We start from the raw sequence: 23,695 nt of genomic DNA on the forward strand, positions 1-23,695 counted from the left end.
GACCCGAGCGCTCAGGCGGTCGGCGGCACCTGGCGTCGCTTCCATTGCCGCGTCGAGACAGCGACACCGGCCGCCGCTACGGCGAGCCCGACAAGTTGGACAAAGGTCAAGGTCTCATCGAACAGGAAAAATGCCATCACGGCGGTAACGCCGGGGGTCAAATACATCAGCGAGGCGACGGAGGAGACCGCGCCCTCGCGGATCAGCACCATCATCAGGAAGATCGCGCCGATCGACAGGACGAGCGTCAGCCAGACGAGGGCGAAGATCAGTTCGCCCGTCCAGCTGATCTCCCAGCTTTCGGTCAGTGCGGCGAGGACCGTCACAGGAATGACGGCGCCGAGATACTGAAATGCCGTGCCGGAGCGCAGGTCGACGCCGGAGACGAAGCGCTTCTGCCAGATGGTGCCGAGCGAGATCGCGAAGGCCGCCACAAAGACCGGCGCGAGCGTCTGAAACCCCATTGCGCCGCCCTGCCCCAGCTTCGGCAGGATCACGAGCGTAATTCCTGCGAGACCCAATGCGAGACCGGCGACGTGGCGCGGCCTGATCCGATCTCCGAGAATGACACCGGCAAGGATCGTCGTCAGGATCGGCTGTAGCCCGACGATGAGCGCTACGATGCCGGCATTCAGCCCATGGCGCACGCCATAGAAAACGCCGCCGAGATATGCGCCGTGGATGAGGCTGCCGGCGATCATGGAATGCAGTGCCTGATGCCGCGTGGGCCGCCGCGCGTTCAGGAGAACAGCCAGAACGCTGAGGATCGCGAGGGCGAGCCCGAAACGCAGAGCAAGGAAGGCGAACGGCTCCGCATACGGCATGGAATAGCGCGCGCCGATGAAACCCGTCGACCAGAGCAGCACGAAAAGCGGCGGAAAGAGCCAGAGAAAGCGGGCGATGGGATGGGTCCTGTCGGGCGGGAAAGCAGCAATCAAAAAAGCGGGCTTTGGCAGCGCTACCACGGCCTCGATATCGGCGCCAAACCAGAGCGAATGACATCGCGGCACCCGGCTCCGCTCTATCGATTTGCTACTTCCGTTTCTTGCGTCGAAGCCAGCCATCAAGCATGACGGCGGATACGGTCTCAGCTCTGTCGAGACCCATACATCGCAAGTCTTACGCCCCATGGAACGCAGAAGAATGATCTTTAGGCCAAGGCTGGCTCTTGCGTTGTTCATGCTTACGGCGGGCGCTTCCCCATCGCCAGCCGAGGAGGTGATGACGCCGCAGGAGTTCTGCGCCAGCTTCCCATCGACGGCCCGCGCTGAGTGCGAGGCTGCCGGTGAACTGCTGATCGAGCCCCGTCCCCAAAGCGCACAAGCAAGTGAGGAAACGCTCACCGTGTCGATCACGGCGGATGACGGCATGCTCTCTCTGGAATATCGGGGTCCGCGCGTGGACGGCATGGTGGATCAACTCGCAGAATGCGCCCGGCGTGATGTGATCGAGCTGCCGACCGGAACGGTGGTGCGCTTGCTGTTCACCTCTGCCGACACGCTCTATGGCCTGTCATTTCCAGATATCGTGAACTCTGCCGACCTCGTGCCGGGTCGGATAAACGAGCGTCGGATCGAAACTCCTGCAGAAGCTGCCGTGGTGGATGGCGAGCTCCAAAGACATGGAGATACGGTCGGTCATTCGGTGCGCCTGCGATTTGTCGAAAGAACGGACAATTTGCACCCCCGGGCGTTCTGCGCCGACTGAGAGTTAGATGCGCGAAGTCCAGCGCACTCAACCCCGTCGCGCTATGGCGCTCGCAGCCTGTCCCAGGATCAGAACGCCTGCGCCACCGATGAATCCGGCGGCATACCGTTTCAGCCGGCGGAGCGAAGAGGATTGCCCGAGGATCGAGCGAGCGCGATCGGCCAGGACGGCATAGGGTATCAGCGTCACTGCAAGAACGATGACCGTCACGGCGGAGAGCGCGCCCCATTGCGAGGGGCCGATCGCCTTGAGGTCGACGACCGTCGGCAGGAGGGCGAGGTAGAAGATGATCGTCTTCGGATTGCCCATGGTGACCGTGAAGCCGGTCAGCACCGCTGCGATACCAGCCGAACCGCCGTTGCGACGGACCGTCATCGCCGAGGTCTCACTCGTCCAGATCTTGTATGCGAGGTAGACGAGATATGCCCCGCCCAGCACTTTCACCACCAGAAACGCTCCGGCGAATGTCTGGGCAATAACGGCAAGGCCCGCTACGGCGAAGGTCAGGTAGACGACGTCACCCAGGGCGAGCCCGACGAGGAAGAACAGCGAAGCGCGCAGTCCGCCTGCGAGCGACTGTCCCAGAAGAGCTGCGATGCCGGGCCCGGGAATGGCGGCCGCAATCGCAAGCGCGGCTGCATAGGCGAGAAGTGGCGCGGCAAATTCCATCATGGTCCCCGATCACCGAAGTACACGCGAAGCGCTGAAGGTGACGTGACCGAACTCATGACATCATGCGGCGGCAGCGGGAAGAGCGATCTGCTGCGATCGGAAAATCGCTCTCCATGCGGAAAACCATGCACTGGTAGGCGTGCTGTTTGTTGCGGCAGGTTTCTTCCTAAAGAAGACATCCGAAGATCGCGCAGCGAACGTCTGCTTCGGGAAATCGTGGCCTGAACCTCAAAAGGGGCTATACGGGAGCGACCACCGTTGCGGACCGGACGCGGAAAGCGCCGGCAATAAGCGCGACGATGGCAAAGCCAGTGACTGCCGCTTTGAGATCCGCTTTCTCTAAAACGAGCCCGAAAACCGGCGAACCAGCCGTCTGACCGATGGCGATGGTGAGAAACCCGATCATGAGCCCCGTCGCAGGACGCTCCGGCAAGGCGCGGACACCCCAGATCAGATAGACCCCCGTCAGTATGACATAAGCGGCTCCGAAGAACGCGGCGCCTGCCAGCACGATTGCAGGTACCGCCGGTCCAAGGCCGACGGCAAGGATGCCCGCCGACATCAATCCCAAGAATGTCCAATGGATGAGATCGAGGCCGAAGCGTTTGACAAGGCTCCCGGCCCATGCCCCGGCAATGCCGCCTGCGCCGATCGCGCTCCAGATCATGCCGGTTCCTGTCGGCCCCCAGCCAAGACGTTCCGAGACGATCTGCCCTCCAAAGGACCAGAGAGCGGTGCTCGCAGCACCCATGAGGAACGAGGCAGCGATGAGCCGAAGGATCGGGCCGGTCATCGGAGGAAAGCCGGCAGAGTCCTTGTCGCTTCCCGCAGTCGGCAGCGCAAAAAAGGCGGCGAAGGCAAGAATTACCGCGACCGCAGCGAACGCTGCGAAGGCAAGGCGCCACTGCCCGGCCATGAGAAGAGCGACCGGCCCCGACAGGGCGACGCCCGCACTCGTTCCGGCATTGATAACAGTGTTGGTCACATCCTGCCGGCTTTTGCGCACCGCAGCAGCGACCGCCGCGGCCATCGGCGGAGACGCGAGCCCGGTGCTAGACCCGGCGACGAGAACGGCAACGGCAAGAATGAGGGGTGTCGGCGCCAGCGCTATCCCTGTCATGCCGACCGCGGCTACGATCGCCGCGCCCGTTGCAACTGCGCGTGCTCCGATCCGCTCGGTCAGAGCCGCAGAGACGACGATTGCGATGCAGTAGCCGGCGAAGGAGCCGCCGGAAATCGCGCCACTCAGAGAGGGGCCGAGGGTAAGATCGCCGTCGATCTGCGGCAGGAACAGCCCAAACGCGAAGCGGGCGAACCCATAGCAAACGGCGATGAGGCCGAAGCCGACAGCACCGATGCGAAGGGCGGGGCTCAAGACCGTGCCCGATCGATCAGGATCGCCGCAGCGGATCTTGCAGCGTGCACCGCTTCGTCGCCGCGATAGATCGCCGCCTGGGTCGCCCCCTCGAGGAGAACGAGTATCTGTTCGGCAATCTCCGCGTCTTCATGACCGAGATCCGTTGCGACGGTCCGGGCGACCTGGTTCTGAAAGGCCGTCTTGTGAACCCGGACGGCCTCGGCGATCTCCGGCGTATCGCCGCCGGTCTCCGCAATCGATCTCAGAAACAGGCAACCGCGTGTTCCCTCGATGCGGATCCAGTCATCGAGGGCTTTGAAGAGCGCATCCACCGTTCCGACGTCGAGTCTTGCCATAAACCTTCGGTCGCGTTCGCCGAGTACGCGCGCCATCAGTTGTGTCTTGCTGCCGGCATGCTTGTAGAGGGTCCGGCTCGACATGCCTGCGGCTTCGGTCAGTCTGTCCATTCCGGTCGCCACGAAACCGTGGCGGTCGAAGAGCCGCTCGGCTGCCGCAATGAGTTTGTTGGTCGTGTCCATGATATGCCTTTCGGTTCGATCATGGATCCATATGTAAAACGATCGTTTTACATTGCAAGGCAACGACGCCAAGATGGTGCTTCGTCATGAAAGACTGGCATCGGTGAGCGGTCTTGTGAATGACCGCAAATCACCCTTCGCACTCGACCGTGCTTTTCTGCGCGACGCTGCGTGAGCGTCCGGCTGGCAGCCACCCACCCGGTGCGTCGGCGCTCATGCGGGCATTCGACATCCTCATGCCCGTCTGCGATCTGATGGCGGTCGGCTATTTGATCACGCAGATCAAACCACCCGTGACAAACGATCGGCATATCTGAGGGCGGATCTTCTAACGAGCAAACCGCTTCGCGCCGACGACACAGACCACCACCAGAACGGTGACGATCACCATCGACAGCGGAACGACTTCGCCGAGCAGGAGGCCGGCGAGGGCTAGGCCGAAGAAGGGCTGAAGAAGCTGCAACTGCCCGACGCCGGCGATGCCGCCGAGCGCGAGCCCGCGATACCAGAAGACGAAGCCGACCAGCATCGAGAAAACCGAGACATAGGCAAGGCCAGCCCATTCCGGGCCGCTGATTTCGGTCCAGTGGCCGGGAAGCATGACGAGAGCGATCGAAGCCATTGGCGGCAGCGCAATGAGAAGTGCCCAGGAAATCACCTGCCAGCCGCCCAATCGGCGCGAGAGATTGGCGCCTTCCGCATAGCCGAGGCCACACAGAACGATCGCAACCATCATAAAGGCATCGCCCATCAGGTAAGCGTCGTCGCTTTGAAGAAGAGCAAAACCGGCGACAGTCACGGCACCGAGACCGGAAAAGAGCCAGAATGCCGGTTTCGGCCGCTCGCCGCCGCGAACGACGCCGAAGATCGCAGTCATCAGCGGCAGAAGGCCGATAAAGACGATCGAATGGGCCGCAGTAATCTGTTCGAGAGCAAGGGCGGTCAAAAGCGGGAAAGCGACGACGACGCCGATCGCAACGATGCACAGCGACTTGAAATCACCGGCCTCGGGCCGCTTCTGCCGGAGCGCAAAGAGCAACGCGGCGCCAAGCAGCGCCGCAATGACGGCACGGGCCGAAGTGAGGAACAGTGGGGAGAAGCCTCCCACGGCCACGCGCGTTGCCGGCAGCGATCCGCTGAAGATCAGCACTCCGAGAAGCCCGCTACCCCATCCCGCTGTCGTCCGGTCCATGTCGATCTCCCTCAATTGAACCGGCGCGATAGCGCGATAGGGGCTCGCGCCGACAGGAACAGTCGAGTACAGTTCGGCCGAACTGTATGGGTACAGGGAGCCATACGCATGGAGCAGATCGGCGCCGATACTGACAGCGCACGAACTCGCGTGGGTCTTGTCATGGAAACGATCCGGCAGCGCGTCGCTGGCCGTTCGCTTTCTCCCGGCGAAAAGCTTCCCTCTATCCGCGCTCAGGCAAAGACGATGCGGCTTTCGCCGTCCACCGTCGTGGAAGCCTATGAGCGCCTTGCAGCCGAAGGGCTGATCCGCTCGCGACCCGGATCGGGATTTTACGTCGCGGGTAGCCTGCCCCTGGCGCTTCGCGAGGTCGAACCACAATTGGACCGGGCTGTCGATCCGCTTTGGGTCTCGCGTCAGTCGCTCGATAGCGGGCATGGCACTGTTCGCCCCGGTTGCGGTTGGCTGCCCGCCGACTGGATGCCGGAGGACGCGATCCGACGGGCGATGCGATCGCTGGCGAAAGCCGAAAACTCTTTACTTGCCGATTACGGCCCCGCCCGGGGCTCGCTCGAACTCAGAAGCCTGTTGGCACGGCAGTTCGCGGCGGAGGGACTGAACGCCGGTGCGGATCAGATTCTTCTCTCGGCCTCGGGCACTCAGGCGATCGACCTCGTCTGTCGCTTCCTGCTCCAACCCGGCGACACCGTGCTCCTCGATGACCCCTGTTATTTCAACTTTCAGGCGCTGATGCGGTCCCACCGAGTGACGGTCGTGGGTATTCCGAGAACCGAGAACGGACCGGATCTTGCGGCATTCGAGGGGGCCCTTCAGGCGTATCGCCCACGGCTCTATGTGACGAACTCCGCGATTCACAATCCAACCGGTGCCTCGCTCTCTCCGCAGATCGCGCACCGGGTTCTGACGCTTGCTGCCGCCCACGATCTGACAATCGTCGAGGACGACATCTTCGCCGATTTCGAACCGGCCCCTTCCCCTCGCCTCGCCGTTCTGGACGGGCTCGAGCGAACCGTCCGCGTCGGCAGCTTCTCGAAGACGCTGTCGGCCTCGATCCGCTGTGGTTACATCGCGGCCAGTGCTGACTGGATCGAAGGGCTCGTGGACCTTCAGGTTGCGACGAATTTTGGCGGGCCGAGCCCGATGGCGGCAGCGATCGTGAACCATGTTCTTTCGGACGGCAGCTACCGGAAGCACGTCACGTCCCTTCGCACGCGCCTCGCGAAGAAGCGCCGGGAAGCGGCTGCGATCCTCGCCCGACTCGGCATCGCCCCCTGGATAGACCCCGCAGGCGGATTCTATCTCTGGTGCCGGCTACCGGGAGACGTCGACGCAGCGGAGGTCGCCCGCGCTGCACTCAGGGACGACGTCGTTCTGGCGCCCGGCAACGTCTTCAGCGTCGCGCAAACGGCCACGAAATGGATGCGTTTCAACGTCGCCCAGATGGCCGATCCGAAATTGCCGGACAGTCTTCAACATGCCATCGCATCCTCATGGACGAGTGCTGGCGACAGACGCCCTTAGCAAGCGATCCGCAAAGCGGGCCCTCAGGATACCACCCATCCTGGTCTGGCGTCGTTTGCGTGATCCCGCGTGAAGGTCTAACCCGAAGCACGCCTTTCTCCCCGCGCGCCGGACCTCATGCAGACCATTCTCGACATCATCGTGCCCGTCTTCGGCCTGATCGCGGTCGGCTATCTCGTCGCGCGATCGAAGCTGTTGTCGGACGATGTGGGACAGGGGCTGGCGAAGTACGTTTTCGTCGTCGCGGTGCCGGTACTGCTCTTTCGCTCGCTGTCCGAAGCCTCGTTCGGCGATGCCAATCCCGGCTTTCTGTGGCTTGCCTATTTCGGCAGCGTGGCGCTTGCCTGGACGACCGGCACACTCGTCATCCGCTGGATCGCCAAAGCCGACCATCGCACCGGCGTCATTGCGGGCATTTCGGCAAGCTTCGCCAATACGGTGTTCGTTGCGCTGCCGACGCTGCAACGCGCCTACGGAGACCGGGGGCTGGAGCCCCTCCTCCTCATCATCGCCATCCATCTGCCGGTCATGATGGTCGCCTCGACGCTGATGGTGGAGCGGGCGGTTCAGCTCGATGCGAAGGAGGCCGATGGCGGCAAGAAACGCGAAGGCCTTGGCGCCCTCCTGCGCCGAACAGGCCGCAATCTGGCGACCAATTCGATCATCATCGGCATTGCCTGCGGTCTCGTATGGCGCGCGACCGGGCTGCCGCTGACCGGCCATTTCGACGAGATTACCCAGCTCATCGGATCGACGGCCGGGCCGACGGCCCTTTTCGCCCTCGGCATGTCGCTGACCCGCTACGGGCTGAAAGGCGACATCCTCTCCGCCTCGATGATCGCCTTCATCTCGCTCATCGTCCAGCCGGGACTCGTCTGGGTGATCGGGACGGAACTCGGCCTCACCGATCTCTGGCTGAAGGGCGCGGTGCTCACCGCTGCGGCGCCCGCCGGTGTCAACGCCTATCTCTTCGCGGCCTATTTCGGGACCGGCGAAAAGCTGGCGGCGACGACGATCCTTTTGTCCACGATCCTGGCCGTTTTCACACTTAGCGGCTGGCTGACAGTGCTGTCGGCGACGTAGGAAAGCGCGCGGGATGCGGCGGTTGGCAGCCCGGGTTTCCTTTCAGCCGGAGCGCGAGCCTTCATCCGGACCGGAGACGGCCTCGCAGACCAGCGATTGCAGGCGAGCAGCATCGCCCGCTTCGCCGGGGTTGGAGGGTACCGAGCCGCAGTCGATGACGACGGTCTGCCGTTTGGCGGGAATTCGGCGCTCCATGTAATAGAGCTCGACGCGCACCTTGTCGGGGTCGCTTTCGTTGCGCTCCGCGCCGCCGATATCGGCTGCGACGAAGCGTTCGGCTACCGGAAAGGCGAAACTCCAGGGCCGCCAGAAATTGGACTGCCCCACCTCGTCGATGACGACGAACCTATCCGGCAGGGCCGAAGACGTGCGCGAGGACCAGCTGTAGTCGCCCCATATCGCAAAGCTGACAAGCGCGAGCGCGGCCATGACGGGGATGGCCGTCTTCGGCAGCCGTCCCCCGGAGACCTTGCGCAGGAAATAGATGATGCCGCCAACGCTCACGGCGAGCGCGATCGCGGCGAAGAGTTCCAGTGCCATGACTTCGCAGACGCTTTAAGTGCTTCGGGTCGTAGTGATTGCGGAAACTGTTGGCTCCCCCGCAGGAAGCGTTGAAGCCCGCCGCACGCAACCGGTCAACAAGAAACGGCCCGCCCTAATGGGCGGACCGTCAATTTCATTGGGCTTGAGCCGGCTGATCAGTGAGCGCTGGCGCTCGCCGATCCGCGCGGAACGCGGAGCGACTCGACCATCTCCTGAATACGCTTTGGCGGGCTCGCCGTCGCGCGCGACACGAGGATTGCGGTGACGAAGTTGAAGATCGCACCGATCGCGCCGAAGGATGTGGACTTCACCGACAGGAACAGCGGATCGGAGTCCGAGAAGCTGTTGGTATCGGGAATGAAGAACCAGCCCTTGTGCAGGAAGATGTAGACGAGCGTCACAATGAGACCCACCAGCATGCCGGCGACCGCGCCGCGATTGTTGATCGTCTTCGAGAAGACGCCCATCATAAGCACCGGGAAGATCGAGGCCGCTGCAATGCCGAAGGCGAGAGCCACCGTCTGGGCCGCAAATCCCGGAGGATTGAGGCCGAGATAGGTCGCCACCGCGATCGCAGCCGCCATCGCGATACGCGCCGCCATCAGCTCGCCCTTCTCCGAAATGTTCGGATTGAGAGCGCCCTTGATGAGGTCGTGCGAGACGGCACCCGAGATCGCCAGAAGGAGACCGGCAGCCGTCGAGAGAGCGGCAGCGAGACCACCGGCGGCGACCAGCGCGATCACCCAGCCCGGCAGGCCGGCGATCTCCGGATTGGCGAGAACCAGGATGTCGTTGTTGACGTCCAGTTCGTTGCCGTTCCAGCCCAACTCCTGCGCCCGGCTTTCGAAGTCCGGGTTGCTGTCGTTGTAGATCTGGATATTGCCGTCGCCGTTCTTGTCCTCGAACTGGATGAGGTTGGTCAGCTCCCAGTTCTTGATCCACTCTGGCCGATCGTCATAGGCGAGCGACTGCTCTTCGATGCCGTTCGGATAGACCGTGTCGATGATGTTGAGGCGCGCCATGGCACCGACGGCCGGGGCCGTGAGGTAGAGAAGCGCGATGAACACCAGCGCCCAACCCGCAGAGTAACGGGCATCGGACACTTTCGGCACCGTGAAGAAGCGGATGATGACGTGCGGAAGACCCGCGGTGCCGATCATCAGCGTCAAGGTGAAGAGGAACAGATTGAGGTCCGTATCCTGCTGTTCCGTGTAGCTCGCAAAGCCAAGGTCACCGAGAACGGTATTGAGCGTCGCAAGGATCGGCTGGCCGCTTTCCTGGAAGTCCGAGAATAGGCCCAGCGGCGGCAGGAAATTGCCGGTGAGCTGCAGCGAGATAAAGACGGCCGGGATCGTGAAGGCCAAGATCAGCACGATGTACTGGGCGACCTGGGTGTAAGTGACGCCCTTCATGCCGCCGAGAACGGCGTAGAAGAAGACGACTGCGGCACCGATGAGAAGACCCGTCGTGTTCGACACTTCGAGGAAGCGCGAGAAGGCGACGCCGACGCCCGTCATCTGACCGATAACATAGGTGACCGAAGCGACGATGAGGCAGAGCACACCGATCAGGCGGGCCGTCTTGGAATAGAAGCGGTCGCCGATGAACTCAGGCACGGTGAACGAGCCGAACTTGCGCAGATACGGTGCGAGCAGAAGTGCCAGCAGCACGTAGCCGCCGGTCCAGCCCATCAGATAGGCCGAAGCGTCATAGCCGTTGAAGGCGATCAGACCCGCCATCGAGATGAACGAAGCCGCCGACATCCAGTCCGCGCCGGTCGCCATGCCGTTGGTGATGGGGTGAATGCCACGATTGGCGGCATAGAAATCGTTCGTCGAACCCGCTCGGGCCCAGAACGCAATACCGATGTACAACGCGAAGGTCGCACCGACAAAGATTAGATTGAGATAATATTGATCCATCAGGTGTTCTCCTCCCGGTCCCGATTACTGTTCGTCGACATCGAATTTGCGGTCGAGGGATTTCATCCTCCACGCATAAAAGAAGATCAGAACAATGAAGACCAGGATCGAGCCCTGTTGGGCGAACCAGAAACCAAGATCGGTTCCGCCGACACTGATTCCACTAATCAGTGGCCGCAGCAGAATCGCGAATCCGAACGAAACTAATGCCCAGACGATCAGACAACCGACCATCACGCGAACATTGGCTTTCCAGTATGCGTCGGAATTACGACTCTGAGAGTCGGCCGACGAATTCGAGTTACTCATGCAAATTCCTCCCACTCACACGCTTCGTTCTTTAGCATGAGGACGCCCCAATCAGTAAAGATGGCTTTAGTCTTAATTGCGCAAATTATTCCGTCGGCGAAAAGCCGCCGAAATTCTCATCATGATTTCAATATCTTAAGTGAATTTAACCAGACCAATTGACTGCTTAGTCTCGCGCGAAAGCGAAGCGCGGGGGAGCCAGTTTGGATCAGCTGAACGACGATTCGCCTGCCCGTCCGCGACCTGACTGCGAGCGACCGCGCGTGATCTTTCAGAAACGCGACCATCCGATTCGCCAGCACGTAGAACCCGTTAAGGCGTTTGCTGCAGGGGATCGCCGAGGTTTGACGATCTTCTCGCTTTTCGCCAGACTGATAATTGGTTAATTTCCCACTACGCTCTACTTCCGCCCGCAAGAAACGTTTGGAAGCACAGCGGCCCGAAGTTGGCGCGAGAGCGACGATGACGACGACGATCACCGACATCCGATGTGCCGAGGAAATCGACGCGGCCTGCCTCGACCGTGTGCATAGTGCATCATGGCATCACACATATACGGGGATCATTCCCTTTCGCAGCCTGAACGCCATGATCGCGCGGCGAAATTCCGCATGGTGGGCACGCACGATCAATGCTGGTGCACGTGTTCTCGTATGCCGTTTCGGCGGCAGCATCGTTGGCTATGCGACCCTCGGCCGTAACAGGACGGAGGCTCTCCCTGTCGAGGGCGAGATTTACGAACTCTATCTCGAACCAAACTTTCAGGGTGTCGGCCTGGGCCGAAGACTGTTTGCGGCAGCGCGCGACCGGCTGACGCTGGATGGCGCGAAAGGATGTGCGGTCTGGACCCTCGCGGAGAACGAGCGGGCGATGATGTTCTATCACTCGCTCGGTGGTGCCGACGTCGCCCAGGGTGCCGAGATCTTCGGTGGCAAGACGGTCGGGAAGGTCGCTTTCCTCTGGACGTGAACATTTATCACCGACCGATAGGCGCCTGATTGAATGACCGAATTCGCGAGCATGACGCTCGACAGTCCGACCGGTGCTGCCCTTCACGTCTATCACTCGGCGCCGGCTGAGCCCCGCGCCGTTGTTCTTCTGTTTCATGGCCTCGCCGAGCACGCCAAGCGCTACCGCGGCTTTGCCGCGGACCTTGTAGATGCAGGCTTTGCTGTGTTCGCGCACGACCATCGCGGCCATGGCTCGACGGTGGCACGGGATGCTCCCTTCCGTCGCTTCGCCCGCCATGACGGGGCGGAGGCGGTGCTTCGCGATTGTCGCGCGGTGCTCGATCATGCGCGTGGCGAATATCCAGATCTGCCGATCTTCGTCTTCGGACACTCCATGGGCGGATTGATCGCGCTCAATTTCGTCGAAAGCCATGGCGCAAACCTCGCGGGCCTTGCGGTATGGAATTCCGATCTCCGCGCCGGTTGGCAGGTGAAGGCTGGCCTTGCCGGGCTTCGGATCGAGAAATTCTTCAAGGGCTCGGACGTCGCGAGCATGCTGTCGCGGCGCCTCGTCTTCGAACCATGGGAAAAGTCGATCGAGAATCGGCGGACAGATCAGGACTGGCTCTCGCACGACCGGCACGCCGTAGATGCCTTCGTGCAGGACCCTCTCTGCGGTTTCATCCCGACCGTTTCCATGATGGAGGATGTGGTCGCGCTGGTCCGCAGCGGTGGCAGCGTAGCGGCGATCGCGCGCTTGCCGAAGGACCTGCCGATCCATCTTCTCGGCGGGACCGAGGACCCGGCGACAGACGGCGGCAAGGCGCTTGAATGGCTGGATCACCGCCTGCGAAAGCACGGGCTTCGCGATGTCACGCTCAAGATCGCCGAGGGTGCCCGGCACGAGACGCTGAACGAGGTGCCGGCGATCCGCAAACCGGTGGTGCGTGAGTTCATCCGCTGGTTGGAACGGCGCCTCGACTGAGCCCGTAATCGCGCGGCAATCTCAAGTGCCGGCTTTATTCGAGACGGCAGCCTGATCGAAGGTCGCCATGCCGGAATGGCATTGGCAGGCGGCCTTGACGATGCCGGCGGCGAGCGCAGCGCCTGTGCCCTCTCCCAACCGCATACCGAGTGCCAGCAGAGGCACCTTGTCCATGATTCCGAGCGCCTTGATGTGTCCCGGCTCGGCGGAGACGTGGGCAAAGAGGCAATGGTCGAGCGCCGAAGGCTCCATCTTGTGGAGGATGGCGGCGGCGGCCGTCGCCACGAAGCCGTCGATAATGACGGGAACGCGCTGGGTGCGCGCGGCGAGGATCGCTCCGATCATCGCCGCGATCTCCCGGCCGCCGACGCGGCGCAATACTTCCAGCGGATCCTTCAGATGGCCCTGGTGGGTTTCCATGGCGCGGGCGACGACATCGGCCTTGTGCTTGAGGCCGGTTTCGTCGAGCCCCGTGCCGGGGCCGACCCATTCGGCCGGATCGCCGCCGAAGAGCGCGCAGTAAAGAGCGGCGGCGACGGTCGTATTGCCGATGCCCATTTCGCCGATACAGACGAGATCGGGCTCGCCCGCAAGCGCCTCCATGCCGTAGGCGATGGTCGCCGCGCAGGTTTTCTCGTCCATGGCCGGTTCGACACTGATATCGCCGGTCGGATAATCGAGCGCGAGGTCGAACACCTTCAGCCCGAGATCATAGGCCGCGCAGATCTGGTTGATCGCGGCGCCCCCCGAGGCGAAGTTGGTCACCATCTGCTGGGTGACCTCCGAGGGATAGGGCGAGACGCCCTGCTTCGTCACGCCATGCGTTCCCGCGAATACCGTGACGACCGGGCGCTGGATGGTGGCCGAACCACGCCAGCCAGCGACCCATTCCGACAGATCCTCCAGACGGCCAAGAGAACCGGGCGGCTTTGTCAGCTGCGCCTCGCGCTCGCGCTTGGCACGGATCGCCTGACGATCGGCAGAAGGCAGATTGGCGATGAGATCGCGGATGTCGTCGAAGGGAAGGCCGGAAGCAGACATGGAGCTCCTGAAGACGAAATTAAAAAGACGATCGCCGAATTGGCGATGAGAGGTCGAAGCGGGTTCTATCCCGGCTCGTCCGGGGCGTCACCCGGCGGGGCTCCGATCTCCGCGAGACTTTCGGCAAGTGCTGTTTCGAGGCGGCTTGCCACGCCATCGTCGCGCGGATTGCCGAAGCGCAGCCAATCGGGCGCATAGTCGAATGCGCGCGTCAGGATATGCCGCTCGCAAAGCGCGCGGTGCAGGCGTTGGGCATGGGGATGGTGGATCGTCTTGAAAAGCGGTGTGCCGCCGATGATGTCGAGACCTTGCGAAGCGACTACGGATACAAGACGCGCAGACTGGGATGCGATATCCCGTCTCAGTATATCGATTATTGTTTCGTTTTGGAGGACGGCGGTGCCCAGGGCGATCGCCGGCGATGAAACCGCCCATGGGCCAAGGCGCGCAGCGAGCTGTTGCGCAAGCTCGGGTGTCGTCAGAGCGAATCCAAGGCGCAATCCTGCCAGCCCGGTGAATTTGCCGAACGAGCGATAGATGACGAGCCCTTCTCGGCCGGCATGAGGCGCAAGCGAAATTTCGGTTTCGGTATCCGCGAAAGCTTCGTCGACGACGAGCCAGCCTCCTTTCGCTGCCAGACGTTCCGCAAGGGCCAGCATCGAGTGAGGCTCGAACCGGCGGCCATCGGGATTGTTCGGGTTCACAAGAACGACAAAACTGGCTTCTGACGGAATATCGGTCAGTTCATGAAAACGCCGGACATCGTGACCAGCGGCCTCGAAAGCGCGGGTGTGCTCCGAATAGGTGGGATCGAGCACGGCGACTATTGCCGGAGGCAGCAGAAACGGCAAGAGCGAAATAAGCGCCTGCGAGCCGGGAGCGATGGCGATCCCGGCCGCGTTCCGCGCTCCATAGAAGGAGCGTGCTGCATCGACCAGACACTGCTCGGCTCCCGCTTCCGGCAGGCGCGCCCAGGAGGATGCGGTCAGTATCGGGATATCCGGTGGCGACGGGTTGATGCCGGTCGAGAGGTCGAGCCAGTCTTCCCGCTTCCCACCGAAACGCGCGATAGCGGCATCAAGCGCACCTCCGTGATCCATCGAACCGGGTGAAGTGTCGCTCATGACGTCGCCAGATCGATGAGATGCAGGAAAGAGCCGAAAACATTTCCCGTGATTTGGCCGTGCCCACCGAGCACCTCGTTCCTCGCATCCTGTGCGTCGAAAAGCGCGGGGCCGCCGCCCTGTTCGAGAATGGTCGCGTAGTGAAACTCGTGGGCGGTCATCGGCGCAGAAAAAGGCGAGCTTCCGAACGGAGTAACGCGGCGATAGCCGAGATGGAGTTTACGGGTCTCGAAACTTGTGGCCAGCGGCAGGATGCCGAGCATTTCGTGACGTGTTCCAGCGGCATCTACCAGCCCCGAACCGAGCGTCATGTAGCCTCCGCATTCACCGTAGACAATTGCTCCGCGCTCGGCAGCAGCGGTCGTGCCAGCCTTGAAGCGGGAGGCGGATGCCAGCTTGCCAGCATGGAGTTCAGGATAGCCGCCCGGAAGATAGACCGCATCGGCGGTCTCGTCAGGCGCTTCGTCTGCCAGCGGCGAGAAGAAAGAGAGTTCGGCTCCGGCCTTTCGCCAGCCGACGACAAGATGGGGGTAGATAAAGGCGAACGCCTCGTCGCGTGCAATAGCCATGTGTTGGCCGAGAGGCGGCAAGCGCGCGGGTTCGATCGTGGGTCGAATCTTGGGCGGACGAGCGAGATCGATCAGCGCATCTAGATCGGCGTTTTCAATGAAAATTTCGGCTGCTCTCTGCAGAAACGCGGGAAGATTGCCGTGCTCGCCAGCCTGAACGAGACCGAGATGGCGCTCCGGCAGGACCAGCTCGGGCTCTCTTGGAATGCAGGCGAGGACAGGAATATCGAGAGGCGCAAGTGCCTCTCGCAACAGGGCATCGTGGCGGGGTGAGCCGACGCGGTTGAGGATGAGACCGGCGATCCGTGTCGATGAGCGAAAGTTTGCGAAGCCCGAAACGAGCGCCGCGACGGAATGGCTCTGTTTGGCGCAATCAACGACGAGGACGGTCTTGAGCCCCAGATGGTTGGCGAGATCGGCGGCAGAGCCCGTGCCGTCCGCCGCACCGTCGAAGAGCCCCATCATCGCCTCGACCACGAAGACATCCGCCGTTTCGCTGGCATCGGCCGCGAGAGCTTGCAGGAGGTCAGGGCGCATAGCCCAGGGATCGAGATTGACGCACGGTTGGCCGGAAGCGGCGGCGTGAAAGGCGGGGTCGATATAGTCGGGGCCTGCCTTCGCCGACGCAAGCTTAACGCCACGCTGCTTCAGCGCCGCGAGAAGCGCCAGCGTGATCGTGGTCTTGCCGGCACCGGATGATGGCGCGGCTATGAGGAGCCCGCTCATGCCCTGCGTCAGGCCAAAGACTTGCGCTTCGGGCGCAGGAGGTGGACCTGGTTTCCGTCATAAAGCTTGGAATCGATGAAATCCTTCGCGCCGAGCGCGCGGCCGACGAGGATAAGCGCCGTGCGGGTGAGCTTGGCTTCCCGAGCCCTCTGATGAAGTTCGCTCAGGGGCGCGCGGATAAACGTCTCGTCAGGCCAGCCCACCCGATAGGCGATGATCGCGGGACAATCCGCGCCATAGGCTGCGAGCGGCGTCAATTCGCGCTGGATATGCGGAATGTTGCGGATCGAAAGGTGGATCGCCAGCGTCGCACCGCTCTTGGCGAGTGTCGAGAGCTCTTCGCCCTCAGGCATCGATGAGGACTTCATCGCCGTGCGGGTAAGGATGATGGTCTGGCAGACCTCGGGTATCGTCAGCTCGGTCTTCAGAGCCGCCGCCGCCGCCGAGAAGGCCGGCACGCCGGGCGTCACGTAATAGGGGATTCCGGCGGCATCGAGCCGACGCATCTGTTCGGCCGTCGCACCGTAGAGGGAAGGATCGCCGGAATGAACCCGCGCAACATCGAGACCGGCGGCGTGGGCTGCCTCGATCTCGGCCATGATCTCGTCGAGCGTCATCGGCGCGGTGTCGAGGACACGGGCGTCCTCAGGCGCTGCCTCGACGACCTCCTTCGGCACCAGCGAACCGGCGTAGAGGCAGACCGGGCAGGCCTCGATGAGACGCAGGCCGCGAACAGTGATGAGGTCCGGCGCGCCTGGCCCGGCCCCGATGAAGTGGACTGTCATGGAAATCCGTTTGGCTGGTTGTCTCAGGCGGCGTTCCGGTCGAACACCACCTCCGTCGTGATCTTCGCCCAAGGGACAGAGAGAAGCCCTGCCTCGTCCTCCTCGACGAGGCCGATCGGCAAGAGCTTCTCCAGATCTTTTGCCAAAAGAGCCGGACCTCGCTCCAAAGCGGTCGACAATTCAGCTCTCGTCGACGGCCCCATGCGGCGGAGCGTATCCAGAAGTCGCCACCGAAACGGATCGAGCGTCTGGTAGAGATCTTCGAGCGAATGGAAACTCAGCCGCGGCGTTTGCGGTGTCAGATCGCCCTCATCGATCCGTCTTGCGCTAGCGATCGCCTCGTCGAAGAATTCATCGACGGTCTTCACGCTCAAGATGATCTCGTTCATGGGAAATCTCCTTCGCGACATCGCGGCGAAATTCAATCAAGAGCGTCTGGATATCGACAAACGTATATGGCTCTTCGTGATCGCGGTAATGGCGATGATCACCTTTACCGCGCTCGTTGTCGTACCCGATTATACGCTCTCCGGACTTTCCGTAAAACAGCGAATATTTGAGGCCATGTGGCCTTTCAGCCGTCAGGTGCGGAAGCTGCCAGATACGGATGTGAATAATGCCGTTGTTTGGCGCGCTTTCCTTGGTTTCAAGCAGGAGGCGCGCTCTCATCCAGCGATCCCCGTGCCATCCTTTCGGGCATAGCCTCTAGGCGTGTAGACCCAGTCTTTCCCGTCGCCGGTCCGCACGACCCGCGAATTCGACGAGCCAACGAGAACCACGGTGAGCATATCCACGTCGTCCACCTGTAGCTCGCCGAGCGGAACAATACGGATCGTCTCCTGGGGGCGGCCAAGATTGGTGCCGAGGATAACCGGCGTATCGGCCGAGCGATGTTTCAGGAGTTCGTTGCGGGCGTAGGCGAGCTGTGTTCTGCGCTTCTTCGAAACCGGATTGTAAAAGGCGACGACGAAGTCGCCCTCCGCTGCGGCCTTTACCCGGCGCTGGATGTCTTCCCAGGGCGTCAGAAGGTCGGACAGGGAAATCGTGCAGAAGTCGTGGCCGAGCGGGGCACCGGCCCGCGCGGCGGCAGCTTGCAATGCGGAGATGCCGGGCGAACATTCGATGGCGATGCGCTTGGCCGCATCGGTGAGGTCGCCCCTGTCGAGAAGCTCGAAGACGAGGGTCGCCATGGCGTAGATGCCTGCATCGCCGGAGCAGACGAGCGAGACAGCCTTACCCTCGCCGGCCAGCTCCATTGCGTGGCGCACGCGTTTCTCTTCCGCGCCGAGATCGAAGTCATGGCGCGTCTTCGAGATCGCCAGCGGGCCAAGGATATCGAGATAGAGCGAATAGCCGACGAGATCGGTGGAGGCAGCGATCATCCGGCTCACCTCCGGCGAGCGCCATTCTTCCTGACCGGGTCCGATGCCGACGACGAAGAGTGTGCCTCTAGCTCGACCGGTCGTAGCCGAATCGATAGGCCTCGGAGCTTCAGCCAGCGCGGCCGTGACTCGCTTCGATTTCTGCTTGGGACAGACGAGCTTTCCCTCCCCGCCGACGCTCGCCAGCGCGGCGCCTTCCGCGACGCCGTGGCAGCCGATCTCCGCGAAGACGATATCGGACGGACTTTGAAGGCGGTCCCGCTCGGCTTCCAGCCTTTCGGCGGTGAAGAAGCGTGCGGAAACGCCGAAATGATCCGCGACGGCGTGAATCGCTTTCTCGTCCGCCTTAAGATCGACGCTGGCGACCGCAGCCAAAGAGAGCGGACTGACGCCGGCTTGTTCGAGGACGCTCTCGGCAAGTGCGATCGCCTCCTCGATGGGAGCACCGCGCTCCGAACCCATGCCGAGGACGAGCGTTTTCGGGCGGTAAAGAAGCTCGTCAGCACGCGGGCTTCGGCGCTCGCTCGAAACCGTCAGGCTGATCATGGCACCAGATGAGGTCGGAATCGAGGAGTCCGCGAGCCACGGCGCATCGCCAATAATCTGCGCTTTTTCGCCCGAGAGAAGCCGGGCCATGATCGGCTTGGCGTCCTGCGGGCTTTCCAAAGCGTAGCCGGGTGGCGGCGCATCGAGAGCGATGCCGAAGGCGAGATCGCCCGCCGTGGTGACGGCGGCGTGGCCGCCGATCGTAGCTGCGATTGTCCGGGCGAAATCATTCGCGCCGTGATGACCACCGAGCAGCGGCACGACGCTGGAGCCGTCTTCGGCGATGGCGAGCACCGGAGGCTCTGTCTGCTTGTCGGCGAGGACCGGCGCGAGGAGCCGGATGACCGCACCGGAGGCCATGAGCCCGATGATCGGAGTGCCGGCCTGAAAAAGGGAACGCAGATGTTCGCCGGCGTTTTCGAAGCAAACGGCCGTGCCGTTCGTGCGCCGCGACGCGCCGTGAACGTCACCTTTGACGGTCTGGGCGATCGTCTCGGCGAGATCGCGGGCGCTGTCCGACAGGATGACTACGGCCGGACGAGCGATTTCCGAAGAAGAGTTCGTCATGTCTTGGCGCCCTCCTCCTCCCGGCGAGAAAAGTGCGGGAGCGGCGCATTCACGATTGCCGGCTCCGAACCACGATAGCCGAGGATCATCGAGAAATAAGGCGCGGTTTCCGGCGCTTCGATAAGGGGCTGGACGATTTCCTCCGGTAGGGAAACCCGCTCGCAATAGCGGCACCGGTCTGTGAGTCCCATGCGATCGATCACTTGCCGGATGCGGGCGAAGTGGCGGCCGAGCTTCATGATGGAGAAAGCCTCGGCGCTTTCGATGCGCGCGATCAGTTCCTCGTCCGGCAGCGGGCCGGGGATGACGGTCAACCGGTCGTTCCGCGCGGCCAGCGGGCGCGCCGATGCAGCGCTCGCCGCCATGATCGAGGAAACGCCGGGAACGACGATTGTCTCGAAACGGTCGGCAAGGCGCTCGAAGAGATACATGAAGGAGCCATAGAAGAACGGATCACCCTCGCAGAGAACGGCGACGTCATCGCCCTGTTCGAGGCATGTCGCGATTTCCTCGGCCGCGCCATCGTAAATCTCCGCCGCTGGAAACCGTTCGACGCGCATTGGCACTTCGATGGCGATCTCCCGTTGGTGGGGCTTGATGAAGTCCGCGACGATGGCGCGAGCGAAGCTCTCGCCGGTGTCGGGCTTCGGGTAGGCAATGACGGGGGACGCGGTCAGGATGCGGTGGGCCTTCAGGGTGAGAAGTTCGGGATCGCCCGGCCCGACCCCGAGGCCGTAAAGTGCGCCTGTATTCGGCGGATTGTCTTCGGTCATCGGGCCAGACTTCAGCGCATCGATTTCGGGCCGAGGGGATGGTCGGCGTGCGGATAGGGATGGTGATGATGGTCGTGCCCACCATGGGCATGGCTGTGCCCGTGAGAATGCGAGTGGCCATGCTCGCCGGCATCATGAGCGTGACCGTGGGAATGGCCCGGACTGCTCTCGTGTGAATGAGCGTGTCCATCCCCATGATCGTGCGTGTGCGCGTGCCCTGCCCCCGGCACGGGTCCCGGTTCCGGTACGGCGCGGCATGCTCCGGTGCAGACGTCGTCGCAGAGCTGACAGTCGGCGGATGAGCCTACGCCCTCGACGTGATGATGGTGGCTCTCCTGCGCGAGGCCGACCTCCGCCTCGAAGCCGAGCACCTGTTCGCGGTACTTGCACATCTGGCAGTTCATGTTGTTGACGCCTTCGAGCACCTCGTGGAGCCGCTCGACGAAGGTCTCGACCACAAGATCGTGCGCACCGAGATAGGGGGCCTTCAGGAACGCGATGTCGGGATGATTCCCCGCAACCTTGTCGGTCTGGTCGTAGATCCGGCGAACGAGAACGCCGGTGAAGAGAAAATACGGGAAGACGACGATCCGCTTGTAACCGAGGCGCGCGGCATGGGTGAGGCCCGGCTCGACCAGCGGGAAGGTGACGCCCGAATAGCAGGTTTCTCCCCAGCCGAAACCCATGCCCTCCCAGAGCATGCGCATGACCTTGGACACGTTGGAATTGGCGTCGGGGTCCGATGCGCCGCGGCCGACGACGACCAGCATGGTGTCATGGAGGGGATCGCCCTCCTTCCAGCCGTCTGCGCGGAGGGATTCCTTGATGCGCTCTGCGGCGGCGCGGATCATCTTCAGATCGATGCCGAGTTCGCGGCCGTAGCGGATCGTGACGCCGTTCGCGGCGGCATATGTGTTGAGAACGGACGGGATGTCGTTCTTGGCGTGGCCGGCGGCAAAGAGCATGCCGGGCAGCGCAACGATGTCGCTCGCGCCCGAATCCTTCAGCTTGTTCAGGCCGTCGCGGATCACAGGCTTGGTGAATTCGAGATAGCCGTGCTCGGTCGTCCAGTCTGGAAGCTTGTCACGCAGCTTTTCGGCGAGACCGCCGAATTCTTCCATTGCGCCCTTGTCGCGGCTGCCATGGCCGCACAGCATCAAGGCTTTCATTCCCGTCCTCCTGGCGCGGCTTTTCGGGCCGCGATGAATGCCGGAGGATCGGAGGCGCGCTCGTTCGCGCGGCCGTAAGATGCAGTCCGACAGCTCCGTCTTGGCCCCCTGATTGGGTCGGCCGCACCGGAATGCGTTTCAGCCCGGTCCGGCCGGGCACCGTCGTTAGATTGACTGCTTGGTTATCGGCAAAGATTGTCTGCGTCAAACGCGAGGCGCGGCCTTCGCCAGAACTAGCGAAGGCCGTCGATTGGCGCTTGATTGCTCAGGCGGCAGCCTGCTGATTTTCGCTCTTCGGAGAAACCGCAGCCACGACATCGGTCGGGCGGATAAGCCCGACAGTCTTGCCGCCGTCTTCCACCCGGATGATCGCACCTTGGCCAAGCCGGCCGAGGAATTCGCGGATCGGCGTGTCCGGATGAACGGCACCGCCTTCGGAGGCCGGCGTGCCGTCGTCCTCGCCCATCACATCGCGCGCGCGAAGGATTTCGAGGAGGTTGGTCTGGGCCACGAAGTCGGCGACATACTGATCAGCCGGGTTCTGGATGATATCCGACGGCGTGCCGCACTGGACGATCCTGCCGCCTTCCATGATCGCGATCCGGTCGCCGAGCTTGAAGGCCTCGTCGAGATCATGGCTGACGAAGAGGATCGTGCGTTTCAGATTCTGCTGGAGATCGAGGAGTTCGTCCTGCAAGCGGTTTCGGATCAACGGATCGAGCGCGGAGAACGGCTCGTCCATCAGGAGAATCGGCGCGTCCGTCGCAAAAGCGCGGGCAAGGCCCACGCGCTGCTGCATGCCGCCTGACAGTTCGCCCACCTTGCGCTCGGCCCAGTCGCCCAGGCCGACCAGTTCGAGCTGCTGGCGGACCTTTTCCTCGCGCTCCTTCTTCGACATACCGGAGAGTTCGAGGCCGAGCGCGACATTGTCGATGACATTGCGCCAGGGCAGAAGCCCGAACTGCTGGAACACCATCGAAACACGCGACAGGCGCATATTGCGCAGCTTCTTCGACGACGCGTTGGTGACGTCGGCCATCTCCGAGCCGTCGTTGACGAGTACGCGGCCGCGACAAACGGGATTGAGACCATTGACCGCGCGCAGAAGTGTCGACTTGCCGGAACCGGAGAGCCCCATGAGGACGAGGATCTCAGCTTCCTTCACTTCGAGCGAGCAGGCATGGACGCCGAGGACCTGGCCAGTTTCGGCCTGAACCTCGGCACGGGTCTTGCCCGCATCCATCAGAGGCAGCGCACTTTCGGGACGATTGCCGAAGACGATATTCACATCGTCGAATACGATTGCCTGACTCATGCCTTCTTCCTCTGACCGACCCTGAGCACGCGATCGAGGATGATCGCGACGACGACGATGATGAATCCGCTCTCGAAACCGAGCGAGGTGTTGACCTGGTTCAGCGCACGAACGACCGGCACGCCGAGGCCGTCGGCGCCGACGAGCGCTGCGATCACGACCATCGAGAGCGAGAGCATGATGGTCTGGTTGAGACCGGCCATGATCTGCGGCAGGGCGTAGGGAAGCTCTACCTTCCAGAGCTTCTGCGATCCCGTCGCACCGAAGGCGTCGGCTGCTTCGAGCAGGGATTTGGGCGTCGAGGAAACGCCGAGATAGGTCAGGCGGATCGGTGCCGGCAGGACGAAGATGACGGTCGCCAGCAGACCCGGCACCATTCCGATGCCGAAGAAGACGATCGCCGGAATAAGATAGACGAAGGTCGGGAGTGTCTGCATCAGGTCGAGGACCGGTTGCAGGAAGGCGTAGAGCTTCGGCCGATGGGCGGCGGCGATGCCGATTGGCACACCGATCGCCATACAGACGATACAGGCCGACAGGACCAGCGTGAGGCTCTCCGTCATCTCCTCCCAATAGCCTTGGTTGATGATGAAGAGAAAGCCGAGAACGACGAAGAGAGTCAGCTTCCAGCTGCGCTGAAGCCAAAAGCTGAGCGCGCCGAAGATTGCGACGATGATCAAGGGATTGGGCGTCTGGAGGATCCAGAGCAGCCAGTCGATCAGCCAGCCACCGACATCGGCCATGCCGTCGAAGAACCAGCCACCATTCGATTGGAGCCAGTCGAACACATCCTCGGCAACACTGCCGATCGGAATCTTGTAATCAGTCAGCCAGTCCACGACCCCGCGCCCTCACCCCTAAGCTGTTGAAGAAAAGCCCCCGCCGGGTTCGGCGGGG

Annotated in this window: 25 protein-coding genes; 6 read left to right on the forward strand and 19 right to left on the reverse strand. The window is 62.5% G+C overall.

From position 1 onward, the window contains the following. Positions 1-11: 11 nt before the first annotated feature. A complete protein-coding gene (locus tag ABRA89_RS05760) occupies positions 12-938 on the reverse strand; it encodes a DMT family transporter (RefSeq protein WP_463671253.1) in 927 nt (308 codons plus the stop codon). A gap of 283 nt (positions 939-1,221) precedes the next feature. On the opposite strand from ABRA89_RS05760, the gene ABRA89_RS05765 reads away from it, so the two are divergent. Beyond that, positions 1,222-1,707, forward strand: a complete 486-nt coding sequence (locus ABRA89_RS05765) for a cupredoxin domain-containing protein (protein WP_349940494.1) — start codon at positions 1,222-1,224, stop codon at positions 1,705-1,707. Positions 1,708-1,734: 27 nt separating this feature from the next. On the opposite strand, the gene ABRA89_RS05770 is transcribed toward ABRA89_RS05765, so the two are convergent. The 3 genes from ABRA89_RS05770 to ABRA89_RS05780 form a co-directional block, all read right to left on the reverse strand. Then, a complete protein-coding gene (locus tag ABRA89_RS05770) occupies positions 1,735-2,379 on the reverse strand; it encodes a LysE family translocator (RefSeq protein WP_349940495.1) in 645 nt (214 codons plus the stop codon). A 238-nt stretch (positions 2,380-2,617) separates the two neighbouring features. Next, positions 2,618-3,754 carry an MFS transporter gene (locus ABRA89_RS05775; protein WP_349940496.1) on the reverse strand — a complete coding sequence of 379 codons (1,137 nt, stop codon included), beginning with the start codon at positions 3,752-3,754 and terminating at the stop codon, positions 2,618-2,620. Beyond that, positions 3,751-4,275, reverse strand: coding sequence for a TetR/AcrR family transcriptional regulator (locus ABRA89_RS05780; protein ID WP_349940497.1), 525 nt, complete (start codon positions 4,273-4,275; stop codon positions 3,751-3,753). Before ABRA89_RS05780 ends, ABRA89_RS05775 begins: the two co-directional genes overlap by 4 nt. A gap of 119 nt (positions 4,276-4,394) precedes the next feature. On the opposite strand from ABRA89_RS05780, the gene ABRA89_RS05785 reads away from it, so the two are divergent. Further along, positions 4,395-4,592, forward strand: coding sequence for a hypothetical protein (locus ABRA89_RS05785; protein WP_349940498.1), 198 nt, complete (start codon positions 4,395-4,397; stop codon positions 4,590-4,592). An 11-nt stretch (positions 4,593-4,603) separates the two neighbouring features. On the opposite strand, the gene ABRA89_RS05790 is transcribed toward ABRA89_RS05785, so the two are convergent. Continuing rightward, a complete protein-coding gene (locus ABRA89_RS05790) occupies positions 4,604-5,467 on the reverse strand; it encodes a DMT family transporter (RefSeq protein WP_349940499.1) in 864 nt (287 codons plus the stop codon). Between the two features lie 108 nt (positions 5,468-5,575). Between ABRA89_RS05790 and ABRA89_RS05795 the strand changes: the two genes are divergently transcribed. Beyond that, positions 5,576-7,009: an aminotransferase-like domain-containing protein gene (locus tag ABRA89_RS05795; RefSeq protein ID WP_349940500.1), complete on the forward strand. Its 1,434-nt coding sequence runs from the start codon at positions 5,576-5,578 to the stop codon at positions 7,007-7,009. Between the two features lie 117 nt (positions 7,010-7,126). After that, the gene (locus tag ABRA89_RS05800; protein WP_349940501.1) at positions 7,127-8,092 is read left to right on the forward strand and encodes an AEC family transporter; all 966 of its coding nucleotides are present in this window, start codon (positions 7,127-7,129) and stop codon (positions 8,090-8,092) included. A gap of 42 nt (positions 8,093-8,134) precedes the next feature. Here the strand turns inward: ABRA89_RS05800 and ABRA89_RS05805 are convergent, their stop codons facing one another. The 3 genes from ABRA89_RS05805 to ABRA89_RS05815 all read right to left on the reverse strand — a co-directional run bounded on the left by ABRA89_RS05805 (position 8,135) and on the right by ABRA89_RS05815 (position 10,866). Then, positions 8,135-8,632, reverse strand: a complete 498-nt coding sequence (locus ABRA89_RS05805; protein WP_349940502.1) for a hypothetical protein — start codon at positions 8,630-8,632, stop codon at positions 8,135-8,137. Between the two features lie 158 nt (positions 8,633-8,790). Further along, positions 8,791-10,557 carry a sodium:solute symporter family protein gene (locus tag ABRA89_RS05810; protein WP_349940503.1) on the reverse strand — a complete coding sequence of 589 codons (1,767 nt, stop codon included), beginning with the start codon at positions 10,555-10,557 and terminating at the stop codon, positions 8,791-8,793. Between the two features lie 24 nt (positions 10,558-10,581). Continuing rightward, positions 10,582-10,866 (reverse strand): DUF4212 domain-containing protein, encoded by a 285-nt coding sequence (locus tag ABRA89_RS05815; protein ID WP_349940504.1) that lies wholly within the window; start codon positions 10,864-10,866, stop codon positions 10,582-10,584. Between the two features lie 462 nt (positions 10,867-11,328). Here ABRA89_RS05815 and ABRA89_RS05820 point away from each other — a divergent pair, with 462 nt between their 5' ends. Both ABRA89_RS05820 and ABRA89_RS05825 read left to right on the forward strand, forming a co-directional pair. Continuing rightward, positions 11,329-11,835 carry a GNAT family N-acetyltransferase gene (locus ABRA89_RS05820; protein ID WP_349940505.1) on the forward strand — a complete coding sequence of 169 codons (507 nt, stop codon included), beginning with the start codon at positions 11,329-11,331 and terminating at the stop codon, positions 11,833-11,835. A 33-nt stretch (positions 11,836-11,868) separates the two neighbouring features. Continuing rightward, complete coding sequence (locus ABRA89_RS05825; protein ID WP_349940506.1) at positions 11,869-12,801, forward strand: alpha/beta hydrolase; 933 nt, start codon at positions 11,869-11,871, stop codon at positions 12,799-12,801. Positions 12,802-12,822: 21 nt separating this feature from the next. On the opposite strand, the gene cobT is transcribed toward ABRA89_RS05825, so the two are convergent. The 11 genes from cobT to choW form a co-directional block, all read right to left on the reverse strand. Continuing rightward, a complete protein-coding gene (gene cobT / locus ABRA89_RS05830; protein WP_349940507.1) occupies positions 12,823-13,842 on the reverse strand; it encodes a nicotinate-nucleotide--dimethylbenzimidazole phosphoribosyltransferase in 1,020 nt (339 codons plus the stop codon). 65 nt (positions 13,843-13,907) lie between these two features. Beyond that, complete coding sequence (gene cobD, locus ABRA89_RS05835) at positions 13,908-14,966, reverse strand: threonine-phosphate decarboxylase CobD (protein ID WP_349940508.1); 1,059 nt, start codon at positions 14,964-14,966, stop codon at positions 13,908-13,910. After that, positions 14,963-16,261 (reverse strand): cobyrinate a,c-diamide synthase, encoded by a 1,299-nt coding sequence (locus tag ABRA89_RS05840; protein WP_349940509.1) that lies wholly within the window; start codon positions 16,259-16,261, stop codon positions 14,963-14,965. The genes cobD and ABRA89_RS05840 overlap by 4 nt, the downstream gene beginning before the upstream one ends. Positions 16,262-16,269: 8 nt before the next feature. Then, positions 16,270-17,046, reverse strand: a complete 777-nt coding sequence (cobM, locus tag ABRA89_RS05845) for a precorrin-4 C(11)-methyltransferase (RefSeq protein ID WP_349940510.1) — start codon at positions 17,044-17,046, stop codon at positions 16,270-16,272. A gap of 23 nt (positions 17,047-17,069) precedes the next feature. Beyond that, entirely contained in the window at positions 17,070-17,435 is a 366-nt protein-coding gene (locus ABRA89_RS05850) for an HVO_A0114 family putative DNA-binding protein (protein WP_349940511.1), read from the reverse strand. Further along, entirely contained in the window at positions 17,398-17,715 is a 318-nt protein-coding gene (locus ABRA89_RS05855) for a toxin-antitoxin system TumE family protein (RefSeq protein ID WP_349940512.1), read from the reverse strand. Before ABRA89_RS05855 ends, ABRA89_RS05850 begins: the two co-directional genes overlap by 38 nt. Next, positions 17,712-19,541, reverse strand: a complete 1,830-nt coding sequence (gene cobJ, locus ABRA89_RS05860; RefSeq protein WP_349940513.1) for a precorrin-3B C(17)-methyltransferase — start codon at positions 19,539-19,541, stop codon at positions 17,712-17,714. Before cobJ ends, ABRA89_RS05855 begins: the two co-directional genes overlap by 4 nt. Beyond that, the gene (gene cobI / locus ABRA89_RS05865) at positions 19,538-20,314 is read right to left on the reverse strand and encodes a precorrin-2 C(20)-methyltransferase (protein ID WP_349940514.1); all 777 of its coding nucleotides are present in this window, start codon (positions 20,312-20,314) and stop codon (positions 19,538-19,540) included. The genes cobJ and cobI overlap by 4 nt, the downstream gene beginning before the upstream one ends. An 11-nt stretch (positions 20,315-20,325) precedes the next feature. Next, complete coding sequence (locus ABRA89_RS05870; RefSeq protein WP_349940515.1) at positions 20,326-21,483, reverse strand: sirohydrochlorin chelatase; 1,158 nt, start codon at positions 21,481-21,483, stop codon at positions 20,326-20,328. 265 nt (positions 21,484-21,748) lie between these two features. Continuing rightward, on the reverse strand, positions 21,749-22,798 hold the full coding sequence (gene choV, locus ABRA89_RS05875; RefSeq protein ID WP_349940516.1) for a choline ABC transporter ATP-binding protein: 1,050 nt from the start codon (positions 22,796-22,798) through the stop codon (positions 21,749-21,751). Continuing rightward, the gene (gene choW, locus ABRA89_RS05880; protein ID WP_349940517.1) at positions 22,795-23,637 is read right to left on the reverse strand and encodes a choline ABC transporter permease subunit; all 843 of its coding nucleotides are present in this window, start codon (positions 23,635-23,637) and stop codon (positions 22,795-22,797) included. The genes choV and choW overlap by 4 nt, the downstream gene beginning before the upstream one ends. Between the last annotated feature and the right edge of the window lie 58 nt (positions 23,638-23,695).

This window comes from Fulvimarina thalattae, from assembly GCF_040239565.1.
Classification (GTDB): Bacteria; Pseudomonadota; Alphaproteobacteria; order Rhizobiales; family Rhizobiaceae; genus Fulvimarina.

Coding starts and splice junctions, on each gene's coding strand:
- ABRA89_RS05765 (WP_349940494.1), top strand. CDS start 1,222: ATGACGCCGCAGGAGTTCTGCGCCAGCTTCCCATCGACGGCCCGCGCT.
- ABRA89_RS05840 (WP_349940509.1), bottom strand. CDS start 16,261: ATGAGCGGGCTCCTCATAGCCGCGCCATCATCCGGTGCCGGCAAGACC.
- ABRA89_RS05825 (WP_349940506.1), top strand. CDS start 11,869: ATGACCGAATTCGCGAGCATGACGCTCGACAGTCCGACCGGTGCTGCC.
- ABRA89_RS05790 (WP_349940499.1), bottom strand. CDS start 5,467: ATGGACCGGACGACAGCGGGATGGGGTAGCGGGCTTCTCGGAGTGCTG.
- ABRA89_RS05800 (WP_349940501.1), top strand. CDS start 7,127: ATGCAGACCATTCTCGACATCATCGTGCCCGTCTTCGGCCTGATCGCG.
- ABRA89_RS05855 (WP_349940512.1), bottom strand. CDS start 17,715: ATGAGAGCGCGCCTCCTGCTTGAAACCAAGGAAAGCGCGCCAAACAAC.
- ABRA89_RS05805 (WP_349940502.1), bottom strand. CDS start 8,632: ATGGCACTGGAACTCTTCGCCGCGATCGCGCTCGCCGTGAGCGTTGGC.
- ABRA89_RS05785 (WP_349940498.1), top strand. CDS start 4,395: ATGACCGCAAATCACCCTTCGCACTCGACCGTGCTTTTCTGCGCGACG.
- ABRA89_RS05815 (WP_349940504.1), bottom strand. CDS start 10,866: ATGAGTAACTCGAATTCGTCGGCCGACTCTCAGAGTCGTAATTCCGAC.
- ABRA89_RS05870 (WP_349940515.1), bottom strand. CDS start 21,483: ATGAAAGCCTTGATGCTGTGCGGCCATGGCAGCCGCGACAAGGGCGCA.
- choV (WP_349940516.1), bottom strand. CDS start 22,798: ATGAGTCAGGCAATCGTATTCGACGATGTGAATATCGTCTTCGGCAAT.
- ABRA89_RS05850 (WP_349940511.1), bottom strand. CDS start 17,435: ATGAACGAGATCATCTTGAGCGTGAAGACCGTCGATGAATTCTTCGAC.
- cobJ (WP_349940513.1), bottom strand. CDS start 19,541: ATGACGAACTCTTCTTCGGAAATCGCTCGTCCGGCCGTAGTCATCCTG.
- ABRA89_RS05770 (WP_349940495.1), bottom strand. CDS start 2,379: ATGATGGAATTTGCCGCGCCACTTCTCGCCTATGCAGCCGCGCTTGCG.
- ABRA89_RS05795 (WP_349940500.1), top strand. CDS start 5,576: ATGGAGCAGATCGGCGCCGATACTGACAGCGCACGAACTCGCGTGGGT.
- ABRA89_RS05780 (WP_349940497.1), bottom strand. CDS start 4,275: ATGGACACGACCAACAAACTCATTGCGGCAGCCGAGCGGCTCTTCGAC.
- cobM (WP_349940510.1), bottom strand. CDS start 17,046: ATGACAGTCCACTTCATCGGGGCCGGGCCAGGCGCGCCGGACCTCATC.
- cobI (WP_349940514.1), bottom strand. CDS start 20,314: ATGACCGAAGACAATCCGCCGAATACAGGCGCACTTTACGGCCTCGGG.
- ABRA89_RS05810 (WP_349940503.1), bottom strand. CDS start 10,557: ATGGATCAATATTATCTCAATCTAATCTTTGTCGGTGCGACCTTCGCG.
- cobD (WP_349940508.1), bottom strand. CDS start 14,966: ATGAGCGACACTTCACCCGGTTCGATGGATCACGGAGGTGCGCTTGAT.
- cobT (WP_349940507.1), bottom strand. CDS start 13,842: ATGTCTGCTTCCGGCCTTCCCTTCGACGACATCCGCGATCTCATCGCC.
- ABRA89_RS05820 (WP_349940505.1), top strand. CDS start 11,329: ATGACGACGACGATCACCGACATCCGATGTGCCGAGGAAATCGACGCG.